This window comes from Pelagibacterium lacus (genome assembly GCF_003345525.1).
Classification (GTDB): Bacteria; Pseudomonadota; Alphaproteobacteria; order Rhizobiales; family Devosiaceae; genus Pelagibacterium; species Pelagibacterium lacus.
Genome location: NZ_QQNH01000024.1, coordinates 1 through 13,465, shown reverse-complemented (window position 1 = coordinate 13,465; position 13,465 = coordinate 1). Strand labels below are relative to the sequence as shown.

General features: G+C 66.8%; 12 protein-coding genes. 9 read left to right on the top strand and 3 right to left on the bottom strand.

The annotated features are described in order from the left end of the window. Positions 1-100: 100 nt before the first annotated feature. Together DVH29_RS13345 and DVH29_RS13340 are read right to left on the bottom strand one after the other, a co-directional pair. Positions 101-1,402, bottom strand: a complete 1,302-nt coding sequence (locus DVH29_RS13345; protein WP_147276092.1) for a tetratricopeptide repeat protein — start codon at positions 1,400-1,402, stop codon at positions 101-103. Positions 1,403-1,410: 8 nt separating this feature from the next. Beyond that, on the bottom strand, positions 1,411-2,160 hold the full coding sequence (locus tag DVH29_RS13340; RefSeq protein WP_114646687.1) for a transferrin-binding protein-like solute binding protein: 750 nt from the start codon (positions 2,158-2,160) through the stop codon (positions 1,411-1,413). 179 nt (positions 2,161-2,339) lie between these two features. Between DVH29_RS13340 and DVH29_RS13335 the strand changes: the two genes are divergently transcribed. Genes DVH29_RS13335 through DVH29_RS13320 form a run of 4 tightly spaced genes read left to right on the top strand, consistent with a single transcriptional unit; the run spans position 2,340 to position 6,484 of the window. Beyond that, entirely contained in the window at positions 2,340-3,149 is an 810-nt protein-coding gene (locus DVH29_RS13335; protein WP_114646686.1) for a glycosyltransferase family 32 protein, read from the top strand. Beyond that, on the top strand, positions 3,146-4,321 hold the full coding sequence (locus tag DVH29_RS13330; RefSeq protein WP_114646685.1) for a hypothetical protein: 1,176 nt from the start codon (positions 3,146-3,148) through the stop codon (positions 4,319-4,321). Before DVH29_RS13335 ends, DVH29_RS13330 begins: the two co-directional genes overlap by 4 nt. A 2-nt stretch (positions 4,322-4,323) precedes the next feature. Further along, a complete protein-coding gene (locus DVH29_RS13325; protein WP_158541674.1) occupies positions 4,324-5,538 on the top strand; it encodes an O-antigen ligase family protein in 1,215 nt (404 codons plus the stop codon). Further along, entirely contained in the window at positions 5,531-6,484 is a 954-nt protein-coding gene (locus DVH29_RS13320) for a stealth family protein (protein WP_114646683.1), read from the top strand. The genes DVH29_RS13325 and DVH29_RS13320 overlap by 8 nt, the downstream gene beginning before the upstream one ends. Here the strand turns inward: DVH29_RS13320 and DVH29_RS13315 are convergent. Next, a complete protein-coding gene (locus DVH29_RS13315; RefSeq protein WP_245944985.1) occupies positions 6,481-7,758 on the bottom strand; it encodes a sugar transferase in 1,278 nt (425 codons plus the stop codon). The two genes, DVH29_RS13320 and DVH29_RS13315, sit on opposite strands and share 4 nt — an antisense overlap. A gap of 362 nt (positions 7,759-8,120) precedes the next feature. Here DVH29_RS13315 and DVH29_RS13310 point away from each other — a divergent pair, with 362 nt between their 5' ends. From DVH29_RS13310 to DVH29_RS13290, 5 genes are all read left to right on the top strand, one after another. Continuing rightward, complete coding sequence (locus tag DVH29_RS13310; RefSeq protein ID WP_114646682.1) at positions 8,121-9,356, top strand: glycosyltransferase; 1,236 nt, start codon at positions 8,121-8,123, stop codon at positions 9,354-9,356. A gap of 86 nt (positions 9,357-9,442) precedes the next feature. Continuing rightward, positions 9,443-10,225, top strand: a complete 783-nt coding sequence (locus tag DVH29_RS13305; protein ID WP_114646681.1) for an ABC transporter permease — start codon at positions 9,443-9,445, stop codon at positions 10,223-10,225. Beyond that, positions 10,222-10,971, top strand: a complete 750-nt coding sequence (locus DVH29_RS13300; protein WP_114646680.1) for an ABC transporter ATP-binding protein — start codon at positions 10,222-10,224, stop codon at positions 10,969-10,971. The genes DVH29_RS13305 and DVH29_RS13300 overlap by 4 nt, the downstream gene beginning before the upstream one ends. A 1-nt stretch (position 10,972) precedes the next feature. Beyond that, entirely contained in the window at positions 10,973-12,256 is a 1,284-nt protein-coding gene (locus tag DVH29_RS13295; protein WP_158541673.1) for a glycosyltransferase, read from the top strand. After that, positions 12,253-13,164 carry a glycosyltransferase family 2 protein gene (locus tag DVH29_RS13290; protein WP_114646678.1) on the top strand — a complete coding sequence of 304 codons (912 nt, stop codon included), beginning with the start codon at positions 12,253-12,255 and terminating at the stop codon, positions 13,162-13,164. The genes DVH29_RS13295 and DVH29_RS13290 overlap by 4 nt, the downstream gene beginning before the upstream one ends. The last annotated feature ends 301 nt before the right edge of the window (positions 13,165-13,465 follow it).

The window sequence follows — 13,465 nt, the reverse complement described above, 5'->3', positions numbered from 1 at the left end:
CGATCCTTCCTTCTCCCCTGGTGGGAGAAGGTGGCCGCGAAGCGGTCGGATGAGGGGGGCGCTGAGGCGGCGCGGGGTGACAAGGCTGGTGGGGCTTGCCTCAGAAGCTGGCGCGGAGGGTGAGGCCGATGTCGTGGCTGTCGTAGTCGTAGAAGACATTGTCGGACCAACTGCGGGTATATTCGTAATAGACCGAGGGCATGAAGGGGCCGATGGCGAGGGCGCGGTGGCTGGCATCGGCGCGGGCCGAGACGAAGAGGTCGCGCTGGTCGCCGTCGAGCGAAAACGGCGCCGGGCGCCAGTGATAGCGCTGCCCGACGCTCGCCTCGGCCCCCAGCAGCAGGCCCGAATCCACCAGCACGTCGAACCGCGCCGTGCCGGTCAGTTCCAGCGTGCGCAGGGTTTCCTCGCTGGTGTGATGATAGACCGCCCGGGCAATGGCCGTGAAATTGACGTTGGGCGCGAGGCTGGTGGCCAAGGACACCGCGCCATCGGCCACCAGCCCGCTGCGCTCGGGGCGCAACGGACGGTCGACGCCAGCCAGCTTGAGGCTGACCGCGAGGCGCTGCTGCGCGGTGATCGGCAGGGAGACCGTGCCGCGCAGGCCGGCCTCGCGCCGCACCAGCGCATCGTCCTCAAAGCCGACACTCGCATAGGGCGCGATGACCACCCTACTGCCGCCACCCAGCGTGAAACTGGCCGGCAGCTCCACCGTGAAGCCGGGCTCGAAGCTGCGGTCGGCGGTGGAATAGCGGATATCGGTGCGCAACACGCCGGAAAGATCGGTGGTGCCCGACTGCATGAGCGGATAGGCGACGCTGCCGCCGAACTGGAACAGCACCCCTTTCTGGCCGCGCGCCGATTCGGGGATGTGGCCGACGCCCAGGGGGCCGCCATCGATCTCGCTCGACCCGGTCTGGCGGTTGACGTTGGTGGAGGGGACGATATTGGCATAGCCGGAAAACACCGGCTGGCCCTGGGCCTGACGCCGACTTTGCAGCAATTGGCGCGCCGCATCGCGCTCCGGCCCGGCGGGCAGCAGCGCTTGCAGGGTTTCCAGCCGGGAGACGGCCAATTCGCCCGAACCCAGCGCATCGTGGCAGCGATAGGAGACCACATAGGCCGGCACGAACATCGGCGCGTATTGGATGACCAGATCGGCCAGCAGCACCGCTTCGGCGCATTGGCCGGTTTCGGCGTGGCGCACCGCGCCGGCATAGGCGGCCATGATATCGCCCTGCCCGGCTTCGCGGTCGAGTTGGGCGGCGATGGCCTCGGCCTCCTGCCACTGGCCGGCGGCCAGCGCCCGGTCCAGCGCCGCGAAATCGGCGGTCTGGGCCAGGGCCGGCGGCGCCGAGAGCGCCGCAAGCACCAAAGCAAGGACCGAAAGCCTGAACCGCACCGGCAAGCCTATTGCTTGGTGCCGATCAGGCCGCCCACCGTGGCATTGCTGCCGCTGGTGCCGGTGAACAGCCCGCCCATTTCCGCCGCCCCGGACCCGTAGAACTGGCCGTCGAGGGCGTTGTTGGAGACGATGCGGCCCGTGGTCTGCAAATTGCCGGTGAAGCCGGTGCCCTGCAGGTTGCCCGAGGCGCCCCCGAGATCGGTGCCACCATCATAGAGGTCCATGACGAAGGTGCTGCGGTCGAAATCGACCCCGGCGGTGAACTGCCCGCCATCGCTGTCGCCATTGGACGAGGCGATCGACCACAGCCCGTCATAGGTCGCGGTCTGGTTGGGCATACTGCCCGGCGTGGTTGGGGTGCCGTTGAGCACCACCACCGCCTGATCGTGCACCGCATTGTCGGCGATGAGCGCCATGCGGGCGTAGTCGCCCACCAGCAGCCCGGCGCCGGTGGTGCTCGCCTGATATTCATAGAGATCGATTCCCGCATGGCCGCCCACCGGCCCGCTGGTGCTGTTGAACTGGTAAGTGGTGTTATCGCCCAGTGTAACGGTGACGCCCCCCGCGCCGCCGGGCTGGCCCGATATGGTGCCCGAGCCATATTGCGCGCCGGACTGGCCCGGCTGCAGGCGGACGGCGGAATAATTGAGCGGGGACGGTTCGGGCGGGGGTGGCGGGGTGGGCGAGGTGCTGGAGCAGCCGGCCAGGGTGACGGCCAGCATGGCCGCCGAGAGCGGGAGCAGATGGGTACGCAAGAGAATCCCTCCTTGATGCAATCACCCATCGGGTAGCGTCCGCAGGGGGCGAAGATATGTCGACAATGTGGTGAGGGGAGATTGCCCGAGCTTGCCCGCGCCGGGCCGGACCACGTGCCGTTTGACACGCCTGCCGGTTTGGTCGAAGAGAAACGGCGAGAATCCCCTTCGGAGCCCGGATGACCCTTCCGACCATCGTCAGTTTCTGGCACGGCCCCATGTCCTGGCTGGAGGAGCTTTCGATCCGCTCCTTCGTGGCGGCCGGCCATCCCTATGTGCTTTACAGCTATGAGCCGATCGCGCTTCCCGATGGGGCGGTCAATCGCGACGCCGCGGATATCCTGCCGCAATCGGAGATGTTCTTTTACAAGGACGGGCGGTCGCCGGCGGTGTTCGCCGATTATTTCCGATTGAGGCTGCTGGCCGAGGCCAAGGGGCTGTGGTGCGATTGCGACATGATCTGCCTAAAGCCCTTCGCGGGCCTTTCCGATCACGTATTCGGCTTCGAGCACGATCCGGGCGCCAATGGAAAACGCGGCCAGCTCAACAATGCCGTGCTCGGCCTGCCGGCCGATTCCCGGCTGCTCAAGGCCCTCCTTGGCCTGTTCGAGGGGGAAAGCCGGGAGATCGATCCGGTGTGGATGCCGTGGTTCCGGCGCGTCGAGGTGCGGCTGCGCCGGCTGGCCGGCCAGCGGATCGGGCTCGAGCACATGCAGTTCGGGGCGACCGGGCCCTACCCCCTCACCCATTTCGCCTATGCGCTCGGGGTCATCGGAGAGGCGCGGCCATCGGAGGTGTTCTATCCGGTCGGCTATGACGATATCGGGAAACTGGCCGAGGCGGGGACGCGGTTGGAGGACGTGCTCTCGCCCCAGACCCTGGGCCTGCATGTGTGGCGCATGGGACTGACCGATCGCGGCCGCCTCTCCGAGCCGCCCCTGCCGCAGCCCGGCTCGGCGCTGGCCGATCTGATCGGACGCCATCGATGAACGGGCCGGTCGAACCCCTGCTGCGCATCATCGGCGGCGAACCAATGCGACTGGGCGATTCCAGCCCGCTGCGCCGCATGCCGCGCGCGCCGGGCCGCCCGCGCCCCGAAGCGTTCGGCGCGAGCTTCGAGGACGACATCCTCGTCTATGACGCATTCTGGGACGCGAAGGGCGAGACCATCCTGCTGGTCTGCCCGCATCCGCACAATCTGCGCCGCCTGTTCCGCAGGGCCCGTTTCACCTCCGAACCCGATGGACGGGCGTTGCGCGCCAAAACCTTCACCACGCAATCGGTGATGGTGGTGGCGCTGCATGGCGCCGACCCCGGAGCGCGCGAGATCGCCATGGATCTGGATGGCCAACGGCGCTCCATGACCATCGGCGACAATCTCTCCGCCGCGCTGGCCGGGGCCTCGGTGCTGTTCACCATGAACAAGGACAATCGGCTCGAATGGATCGCCGACTGGGTCGATTATCACGTCCATCACCACGGGATCGACACGGTGATCGTGTTCGACAACGGCTCGCAGCGCTACCGGCCGGCCGACCTGCTGGCCACCATCAGCAACCGGCCCGGCATAAGGCACGCGCTGGTGCTCGACTGGCCGTTCCGCTACGGCGCCTTCGACCCGGCGGTGCGGCTCAATCCCTATTGGGCGCATTTCCTCCAGAACGCCGCCATGAACGTGGTGCTGCGGCGGCTGGCGGCGCGGGCGCGCGGCATCCTCAATCTCGACGTGGACGAACTGGCCGAATCGCGCCGGCCCGGCTCGATCCTTGATGCCCTCGACGCCACCAGTCACGGGCTGATCGTGATGAAGGGGCGCTGGATCGAGGCGGCGACCGATGGGGCCGACCTGGCGACCATCCGCCACCGCGATTTTTCCGTCCGGCCCAGCGACCCGGACCGGCAGGTCTGCGGGGCGCAGAAATGGGCCATCGACCCGCGCCGCGCCTGGTTCAACCACCCCCGGGTGCAGCCGCATGTGCACTGGATCGCCAACCGGCCGCTGCGGGCCAAGGCGACCCATGAGGACTGGTATTACTGGCATTTGAAGGGGATCAACACCAATTGGAAGCTCGACCGCGCCCGGAGCCAGGCCATCGATCCCCGGACTATGGAAAAAGACGAAGTGCTCGAACAACGCTATCGCGAACTGGGATGGGTGTAGGAGTGCAGGCACGGTTCTTTTCCTTCATGCGGGTGCTGGTGCTGGCCATCGCGCTGCCACTGGTGTGCCTGTTTGGCTTTTACGCCAATTACGCGCTGCTCGTCCTGGCGCTGGTCGCCGGCCTCGGCATGATCTTCGCCCGGCAGCGGCTGGAGATCGGGCTGGCCGGCGGGATGTTCTGGGCGGTGTTTGCCGGCCTCGGCCTCACCTATGGCATCGCGGCGCGGGCGCCGGGCGACCTGCTGCTGGTCTTCAACCTGCTGCCCTTCGCGCTCTATCCGGTGCTTGCCACCCTGCTGGGCGGCGCGGCCGCGCGGCCCGAGCCGGCCCGCCTGCTGGCGCGGCTAGCGCTGGCCGGGGTGGCGGTGGGGGCCGGCCTCGCCCTTGTCGACGGCCTCGTCCTCGGCGCCGACCGGGCGGGATATATCGTCTCGGACCCCATACGGCTCTCCAACACGGTGCTGATCCTCGCCGCCTTCGCCGTGGTGCTCTCCCCCGCCGAAGAAGGGTGGCGCCGCTGGGCGTGCTTTACCGCCCCGGTGCTGGCGCTGCTGGTCATCCTCCTCGCCGGCGCGCGGACCGCCCTGCTGGGCTATGCGCCGGTATTCCTCATCGCGCTGTTCCTCGTCCTGCCGATAAGGCGCGCCCTCGCCGTCACCCTGGCGCTGGCGGCCGCACTGGGGCTCGCCACGGCGGCCCTCTTCGCCCTCGACCTGGTGCCGGAACGCATTGCCGGCCTGCCGCGCCTTCTCGGCGCGCTGCTGGCCGGGGAGGAGATCGGCGACAAATCGCTCGCCGGACGGCTCGAGCTCTACCGCACCGGGGCGCTGCTGTTCCGCGAGTCCCCGCTCTGGGGCCATGGCTGGGTGCATCTGGCCGACGCCATCGCCCTCCATGCCCGGCCCGGCTATGAGGATATCGCGCGCCTGCCCCATCTCCACAACGAGCTGGTGACCTTCGCCGCCACCTCGGGGCTGATCGGCGTCATCGCCTATGGGGGGCTGCTCGTCCTGCCGCCGCTCTGCGCCTGGCGCTCGCCGCGCGACCGCTATCGCCGGCTGCGCCTGCATCTGGCGCTGGTGCTGAGCGCCGGCTATTTCTTCCTCGGGCTCGCCGACACCATGCTGATCTTCGAATTGCACATGACCCTGTTCGTGGCCTGGACGGCAATCATCCTCAATACGCTGCGCGTGCCGGCGGCGGCGCCCGATGACTGACGCCGTCTTCACCTGGGTCGACGGCGCCGACCCCGACCATGCGCGCAAACGGGCCCGCTACCTCGCCGAGGAGCAAGGCGATCTGGCACGCCACGCCACGGACCCGACCCGGTTCGCCGACCGGGGCGAACTGTTCTACGGCCTGCATCTGGTGCGCAAATTCGCGCCCTGGATCGAACGGATCTTCGTGGTCACCGACCAGCAGCGCCCCCGCTGGCTCGGCCCGCGCCTCGCGCAACGGCTCGGGGTCAGCGTGATCGACCACCGCGACATTTTTCCAAGCACCGGCGCCGTGCTGCCCAATTTCAACTCCACGTCGATCGAGAGTTTCCTTTTCCGCATCGAGGGACTGTCGGAGCGCTTCCTCTATTTCAACGACGACATGTTCCTGGTCCGGCCCACACGGGAGGCCGATTATTTCGGCCCCGAGCCGATCTTTCGCGGCGCGTGGATCTCCGACCCCATGGGACCGCTCGAAGGCCTGCAGCGCGAGGTGCTGTCGGCGCTGACCCTCGTCTGGGCCAGGAGCCGGTATCGCGACGGCTATGTCGGCCCGGCCGGCCCCGACGCGAAATGGCAGCGGCCGACGCGGGAGACCTTCTGGCTCGCCCATGCCCCCTACCCGCTGACCCGCTCGCTGTTCGCCCAACTGGGCGAGCGGTTCGATATCGAGGCCAATGCCCGCTACCGCTTCCGTTCGCCGCACCAGCGCCCGCCCGTCACCCTCGCCGCCAATCTGGCGCTGACCCGGCAGGAGGCGCGCTCGGGCCCGGACGACTGGGAATATCTCCACCCGCGCAAGCACCGCAACGCGGTGATCGCGGCGCGGCTCGAACGCTGCCGTCGGGGCGAGGTGGCGAGCCTGTGCGTGCAATCGCTCGACCAGGGCAGCGAGAGCGAGCAGGCCATGATCCTTGGTTTCCTCAAGGACCTCATCGAGGATTAACGCGCGCCCTTGCCGGTCACCAGGGTGCGGATGGTGCGGAACATGATCTCGAGATCGAGGTCGAGCGAGATGCGCTTGAGGTAGTAGAGGTCATATTCCAGCTTTTCCAGCTCCTCGCGCGCGGTGCCGGCATAGGGATATTGCACCTGCGCCCAGCCGGTGATGCCCGGCAGCACCAGATAGCGCGCCTTATAGGCGGGGGTGAGCTGTTCGCAGGCGCGGGCGATTTCCAGCGAGACCGGGCGCGGGCCGATCCAGCTCATCTCGCCGCGCAGAATGTTGACCAGTTGCGGCAGCTCGTCGAGCCGCAGGCGGCGCAGCAGCGCGCAGCCGGGCAGGATGCGATCGTCGCCCGTGCCGGTGGCGCCCCCCTGGCTGCCCTTGCGCATGGTGCGGAATTTGAGCATGCGGAAATTGCGCCCGCCATAGCCGCGCCGCGTCTGCACGAACAGGCTCGGGCCGCCGTCGAGCGCGCGGATATAGAGCCAGATCAGCGCGCCCAACGGCAGCACCACCGGCAGGGCCAGCACCACGAGCAGGACGTCGAGAAAGCGCTTGAGCCGCGTGTAATAGATCTGGCCGGCCCGATAGGCGAGATGGCTGACGTCGAAATAGTCCGGGATCACCCGCCCCCATTTCTGTTCCAGAACCGCGAACCACGGAGTGACCAGCGTGCCGCGCATCTGGGCCCGGGTGAGATGCTCGGACCAGGCCGGCGTATGGTGCGTCGCGCCATCGATCAGGATGCGGTCGAAATCGGCGAGGTCCGCCCCGGCGGCGGACAGGATGGTGATGTCGCCGCCGATCAGCTTGCTGGCCCGCTGCGCGCCGGGGAAATCGAGCACCGCCAGCCGCTCATGGCTGTTGCGGGTCAACCGGGTCGCCCCGATGATCATCATCCCCACCGCGATGGGCGCCGCGGCGAGCAGCGCCGAATAGCTGATGGGCACGCGCATGGCCGACAGCACCACCACGCCGAAATTGTGGACCACGAGGGTGATCACCGCCGAAAGCGTGAAAGGGAATTCCTGGCTGCGCAGGGCGGCGATGATGGCCGAGACGACGAAGGGCATGATGGCGAGGACGAGGCACGCCAGCGCCAGATTGTTCCAGTCGCTGCGATGGGCCCGCAGGATGAAGAGAGTGTAGACGACGCATTGCAGCACCGCCGAAACCAGGGCCGGCACCAGCAGCAGCCGCAGATCGGCTATGAAGCGATGCCGCCGCATCACCGCGCCGCGCTTGAGGACATCGGTGAGATCGGCGCGCGGCATGGATGACGCCAACCGGCCACGCAGACGATTTGGAAAACGCCGTCGCCTTTGCACTGGTGTCTCACGGCCCCGCAGTGGCCGACCTTGCTCCAAAACGGTCACAGGGTGGCAATCCTTTCAATACTGTCCGGCCGGGCGCCTGTCACGCGCCAAATGCCTTGAACGTCCTCACGCAGGGAACCGATCCCTTTTCTTCTTTGGTCGCGAGATCGAACCGAAAAAGTCTTTCAACTTTTTCTGATCTCGCTCCGTATGCAGGGAACCGGACATCTTGATGGCGGGTTGGGAGAAGATCGTCGCGCTTGCTTTTCGCGCCGCGCCGGTCCACCTCGTGGAACCGATGAAAGGGAACCGCGCGCCGCATGCAACGCGATATCGTCATCGTCAACACCTTCGAGCCGCTGCCGGTCGTCGAGCCGGATCGGCGCACCATGCGCTCGGGACTGCTCGCCAACGCCCTCGCCGCCGCCGGCCATCGGGTCGAATTCGTCTCGGCGCGTTTCGATCATTACCGCAAGGCCCAGCGCGGCGCGGCGCTGCTGCGCGAGCCCGTGGCGCCGGGCCTCGCCATCACCACCCTGCCCGGCCCGGCCTATGGGCGCAATGTCGGCTTCGCGCGCCTGTGGCACAACCGCGTCTTCGCCCGCAACCTCGCGGCTTACCTTAACGCGCGGCCCCGGCCAGCCCTCTGCGTCGCCGATATCCCGACCCCCGAAGCGGCCTTTGCGACAGCGCAGTTCTGCCGCGCCCACAAGGTGCCGCTCATTATTTCCATCCGCGATCTCTGGCCCGATTCCTTTGCCGCCTTCGTGCCGGACGCGCTGATGCCGCTGGGCCGGCTCGCCCTCGCCCCGCTCGACAGGATGGTCAAGGCAGCGCTGCGGCAGGCCGACGCCGTGGTGGGCATTTCCCCGGGCTATCTCGATTGGGGGCTGCACAAGGCGGGGCGCGCGCGCCGGTCCCACGACCAGGTGATCGAACTGGGCTATGCGCCCCGGCCCCTGCCCCCGGCCGCAACGCAACGGGCCATGCTCGAGGCGATGGGCGTCAGCCCGGAAAAGCGCCTGGTGAGCTTTGTCGGCTCCTGGGGCAAGACCTATGATCTGGCGCTGGTCCACGCGGCGGCGCAGCGGCTGCAATCGCGCCCCGATATCCAGATGCTCATCGCCGGCGGCGGCGACCAGGAGCGAGCGCTGGCCGAACCCTTCGCGCGTCTCGCCAATTGCCGCCTGCCCGGCTGGCTCTCGCCGGACCAGATCGCCGTCTGCCTCGCCAACAGCATGGAGGGGCTGCTGCCCTATGTGGCCGGCGCGCCGCAGGGCCTGCCCAACAAGGTGTTCGAATACATGGCCTATGGCACCTTCCAGCTGGCGACGCTGGAGGGGGAGCTCGCGTCGTTCTACCAAAGGCACGGGGCCGGCACAGTGGTGCGGCCCGCCACCCCCGACGCCCTCGCCGCCGCCATCCTCGCGCGGACCGCGATCACCGATGGGGAGGCGGAACAAAACCGCCTGCGGACCGTCTTCGATACCCATTACGACGCGCGGGTGCTGTACGGGAAATTCGTCCGTCTCGCCGAGGCGACCGCGCGCGTCTGACGCATATTTCGGCCCCTCGGGGCACGCTTGCCTTTGGGGTCCAATGGCGTTAACCGCCCCAGGCAAACAACCAAACAGGGGTTTCGATGCGCTTTTTCCAGGCCTGTCGCAGAGTGCTCTCGCTCGGCGTCCGCTTCCTTCACATCAGCTATCTCGAAGCCCGGGCCGAGCACCAGAGCACGCGGATCGGGGTGCTGTGGATTCCGCTTCAGACCCTGATCTTCACCGCCATGCTGGCGCTGGTGTTCCGCCACGCCGAGACCTACACCCCGGCCCAGTTCTTCCTCTACGTGCTTTCGGGCTATGTCATGTGGCAGTTCATCCAGAGCACGGTGAACAACAGCGTCGACATCATCCAGAAAAAGCTCGAATTCGCCATCCACAACAATCTCGACCTGGCCGGCATCTTCATCAAGCTGCTGATCGACCGGCTGTTCGAGTTCCTGATCAACCTCGCGGTGCTGGTGGTTGCGGTGCTGATCCTGGGCCCGCCCTCGGGCTGGCAGGGGGTGGTGCTGTTCCCCGTTCTGCTGGCCACCATGATGCTGACATCTTTGGCGGTCAGTTATCTGGTCAACATCGTCACCATCTACGTCCCTGATTTCGCGAGCCTGATTCGAACCGCCACCCGCTTTGTCTTCTTTGCCTCGCCGATATTCTGGGCCGCCGGGGAACAAACGGACGTGCGGCGCTTTCTGGCCCAGTACAATCCGGTGGCGCACTATCTTTCGGTGATGCGGCAGGTTTTCGGCGTGGAGCCCGTCTCGCCCCTGTCCTGGATGGTGTGCCTTGCGCTGTCGGCGCTGCTCGTTCTCGTCGCGGCCCTCGTTTTCAGGGGGACGCAAAGTTTCGTAAGGAACCTTAAATGACCGCCAGCATCGACATAAGGGACGCTTCGGTCAGCTATTTCCTCAAGAAGTCGGGGAAGGCGGAAAAGGTCAGCGAGCGCGGCGCGGTGGGGGCCGAGATCGTGGTCGGGCGCCGCTATTACGAGGTCAACGCCCTGCGCGCCGTCACCCTGCGGCTCGACACCGGCAGCCGGGTGGGGCTGATCGGCATCAACGGCTCGGGCAAGTCGACGCTCCTGAAACTGTGCGCAGGGGCGCTGGCGGTCCAGAGCGGCTCGATCGCCGTCCAAGGCAAGATCAGCCCGCAATTCGCGCTGGGCTCGGGCATCAAGGGGGAATTGACCGGCCGCCTCAATACCCAGCTCAAATGCCTCTATATGGGCGTGCCGCAATCGCGCATCAAAGAGCATGTTGAAGAGGTCAAATCCCTTAGCGGGCTGGGGGGCTATTTCGAACTGCCCGTGCGCTCCTATTCTGCCGGCATGCGCTCGCGGTTGGTGATGAGCCTGATGCGGCTGGTCAGGGGGGACATCATCGTCATGGACGAATGGATCAGCGCCGCCGACGCCTCGGTCAACAAGACCATATCGCGGCTGCAATCGGACCTCATCAATTCGGCCTCCATCCTGATCATGGCCAGCCACTCCCAGCGCATCCTCGAAGACTGGGTCGACCAGCTCGTCTGGCTCGATCAGGGACAGATCCGCGAATTCGGACCGGTAAAGGACGTCTATGCCGCCTACAAGGCCTGGATGGATAAACGATAAAATGACAACGACGCTCGCCCTTCGCACCCGCCTCGACGCCAAGACGCCCCCGCGCTCCGCAGCCCGGCCCAAAGCCGCGCCGCGAAAACCCCATGTGGCCCTGGTCATCCGCCTGCTGCATGAGCGCAGCGGCGGCGCCGAACGGCTCTATTGCGAACTGGCCAACATGCTCCATGAAGACGGCCACGAGGTCTCCTGCGTCTATTTCGACGACACAAGGGGCGCGCCGTTCTTCGCGCTCCGCCCCGGCATCACCCGCGTCAATCTCGCCGCCCCGGCCCGCCCGCTGTCCGGGCGCGCCCATGCGGCCAAGCGCAAGCTCTATAACCTCGCGACGCGGGCTCTGACTTTCCCGCCCCTGCGGCGCCTCGCCTGGTCGAGCGTGCATGGCCGGTTCCGGAAGCAACTCCACAGCTATTTCAAATCCGCCCGTCCCGACGTGGCGATCAGCTTCATGCCACCGGCCAATACGCCGAGCCTGCTGGCGGCGAGGGGCACCGGCGTCAAGGTCATCCCGACCAATCACAACGTGCCCGAGGAGGACTATCTCTCGCCGCAGCGCTGGGACCCCAATCCCCTCGACCGCAAGCTGCGCCTCTCGAGCCTCAGCAATGCCGCGGCTATCCATGTGCTGTTCCCGGGCTTCGCCAAATGGTTCCCGAGGCACCTGCAATCGAAAATCATCGTCGTGCCCAACTACGTCTCGCCGGAAATCCTCGCCGCCGCGCCGCGCCGGCAGCGCGAAAAGATCGTCCTCGCCGTGGGCCGCATCGCCGCGCCCAAGAACTATCTCTGCCTCGTCGAGGCCTGGGCCCTTCTGGCCGACCGCCATCCGGACTGGCAGGTCCATATCTATGGCGTCGGTCCCCAGACCCGGCTGATAAGGGAGGCCATCGCGGAAAAGGGCCTCGCCGAGCGGGTGCTGCTCAAGGGCCACAGCAAGGATCTGCAGGAGGTCTACGCCCGAAGCGCCATTCTCTGCCACCCGGCGCTGTTCGAGGGGTTCGGCCTCTCGGTCGCCGAGGCGCTGTCCCTCGAAACGCCAGTGGTGGCCTTTTCCGACTGCGCCGGGGTCAATGAATTCGTCTCCGACGAAAAGAACGGCCTGCTCGTCGCGCGGGAGGGCGGGGCCAAGGCCCTCGCGGACGGCATGGAGCGCCTGATCACCGATGACGATCTGCGGCTGCGCCTGGGTCGCAACGGCCCGGATTCGGTGGCCCATTTCACCCAGGAGCGCTATCGCCGGACCTGGCTGGACGCCATCGCGGAGGTGACGGCCCGATGACCGAGGCTCGCCAGATCGACGTGCTCATGCCCCATTTCAACGATCCGGACGGGCTGGCGCTGTCGCTCGCCTCGCTCGATGCCCAGACCGCCACGGCCCCACTGCGCGTAGTGGTCTATGACGATGGCTCGGACACTGTGGCGCGCGAAAGGCTGCGCGCCATCGTCGCGGCGCGCGGCGGGAGGCTCGAACTCATCGAAGGCGCTACCAATCGCGGGCGGCCCTTTTCGCGCAACGCCCTCCTGGACGCCATCGAGAGCCCCTATGTCACCTGGCTCGACGCCGGCGACGAATGGTATCCGGCCAAGCTCGAGGCCCAGCTCGCGGCCCTCGGGGCGCGGGAGGCGGAAGCGGCCGATCCCTTCGTCTGGGTGACCTGCAATTACGACTGGAAATGGATCGGCGCCCGGGCCCGCATATGCGAGCAGCGCGTCGACCAGGATCAGGTGCGCGCCCTAATGGTGGGCCGCAACCTGCGCGCCTATCTGTGGACGCTGCTGGCCCCGGCCGAGGCCTTCCGCGCCGTGGGGCCGTTCGACCTCAACCTGCCCCGGCTGCAGGATCTCGACTTCTTCCTGCGCTTCGTCCTCAAGGGCGGCGAGATCATCAAGCCGGCGGGGCGCGCGCCACTCTGCGTCTACCACAAGTCCGACACCGGCCGCGACGCCGACCAGATCCGGGCCTGCAACCAGTATGTGTTCGAAAAGCACCGGCCGGTCTATGAGCGCTATGGCCGGGCCTTCGTGCAGGGGCGACTGTTCGAGATGGACCTGCTGGGGGCCCGCATCGCCCTCAAGAACAAGGATATGCGCAAAGGCACCGGATTCCTGGCCCGCGCCTCGCTACGCAAGCCGCTGTCGATGACCAAACGGCTGAGCCGGGTGGCCCGCCGGGCGTTGCAGCGCTGAGGATAAGAATTGGGCAATTGCCCAGAAAGCCCTCAAAAGGGATTCATGCGTTGCTTCTTTTGGCCGGTAACGCTATGTTAAGTTTTACTACCAGACCAATCCCCACGTCTTGGCGCAAAGCGATGGAAATCCTCTTTCCAGCTGCGATTGCTTTTGCCCAAGGCTAAGGGAAAGTACTGTTTTTGAGATGGGTCGCCGGGATCGAGACCGGCGACACAGGGGGGCGACATGGGCGCGCAGGGCTTGCCTACAACAATTCTGGCCACGGTTTTCCTCGTCTCGCTGGGCATAACCGCCCTGC

Coding starts and splice junctions, on each gene's coding strand:
- DVH29_RS13335 (WP_114646686.1), top strand. CDS start 2,340: ATGACCCTTCCGACCATCGTCAGTTTCTGGCACGGCCCCATGTCCTGG.
- DVH29_RS13330 (WP_114646685.1), top strand. CDS start 3,146: ATGAACGGGCCGGTCGAACCCCTGCTGCGCATCATCGGCGGCGAACCA.
- DVH29_RS13320 (WP_114646683.1), top strand. CDS start 5,531: ATGACTGACGCCGTCTTCACCTGGGTCGACGGCGCCGACCCCGACCAT.
- DVH29_RS13315 (WP_245944985.1), bottom strand. CDS start 7,758: ATGCCGCGCGCCGATCTCACCGATGTCCTCAAGCGCGGCGCGGTGATG.
- DVH29_RS13310 (WP_114646682.1), top strand. CDS start 8,121: ATGCAACGCGATATCGTCATCGTCAACACCTTCGAGCCGCTGCCGGTC.
- DVH29_RS13305 (WP_114646681.1), top strand. CDS start 9,443: ATGCGCTTTTTCCAGGCCTGTCGCAGAGTGCTCTCGCTCGGCGTCCGC.
- DVH29_RS13300 (WP_114646680.1), top strand. CDS start 10,222: ATGACCGCCAGCATCGACATAAGGGACGCTTCGGTCAGCTATTTCCTC.
- DVH29_RS13295 (WP_158541673.1), top strand. CDS start 10,973: ATGACAACGACGCTCGCCCTTCGCACCCGCCTCGACGCCAAGACGCCC.
- DVH29_RS13290 (WP_114646678.1), top strand. CDS start 12,253: ATGACCGAGGCTCGCCAGATCGACGTGCTCATGCCCCATTTCAACGAT.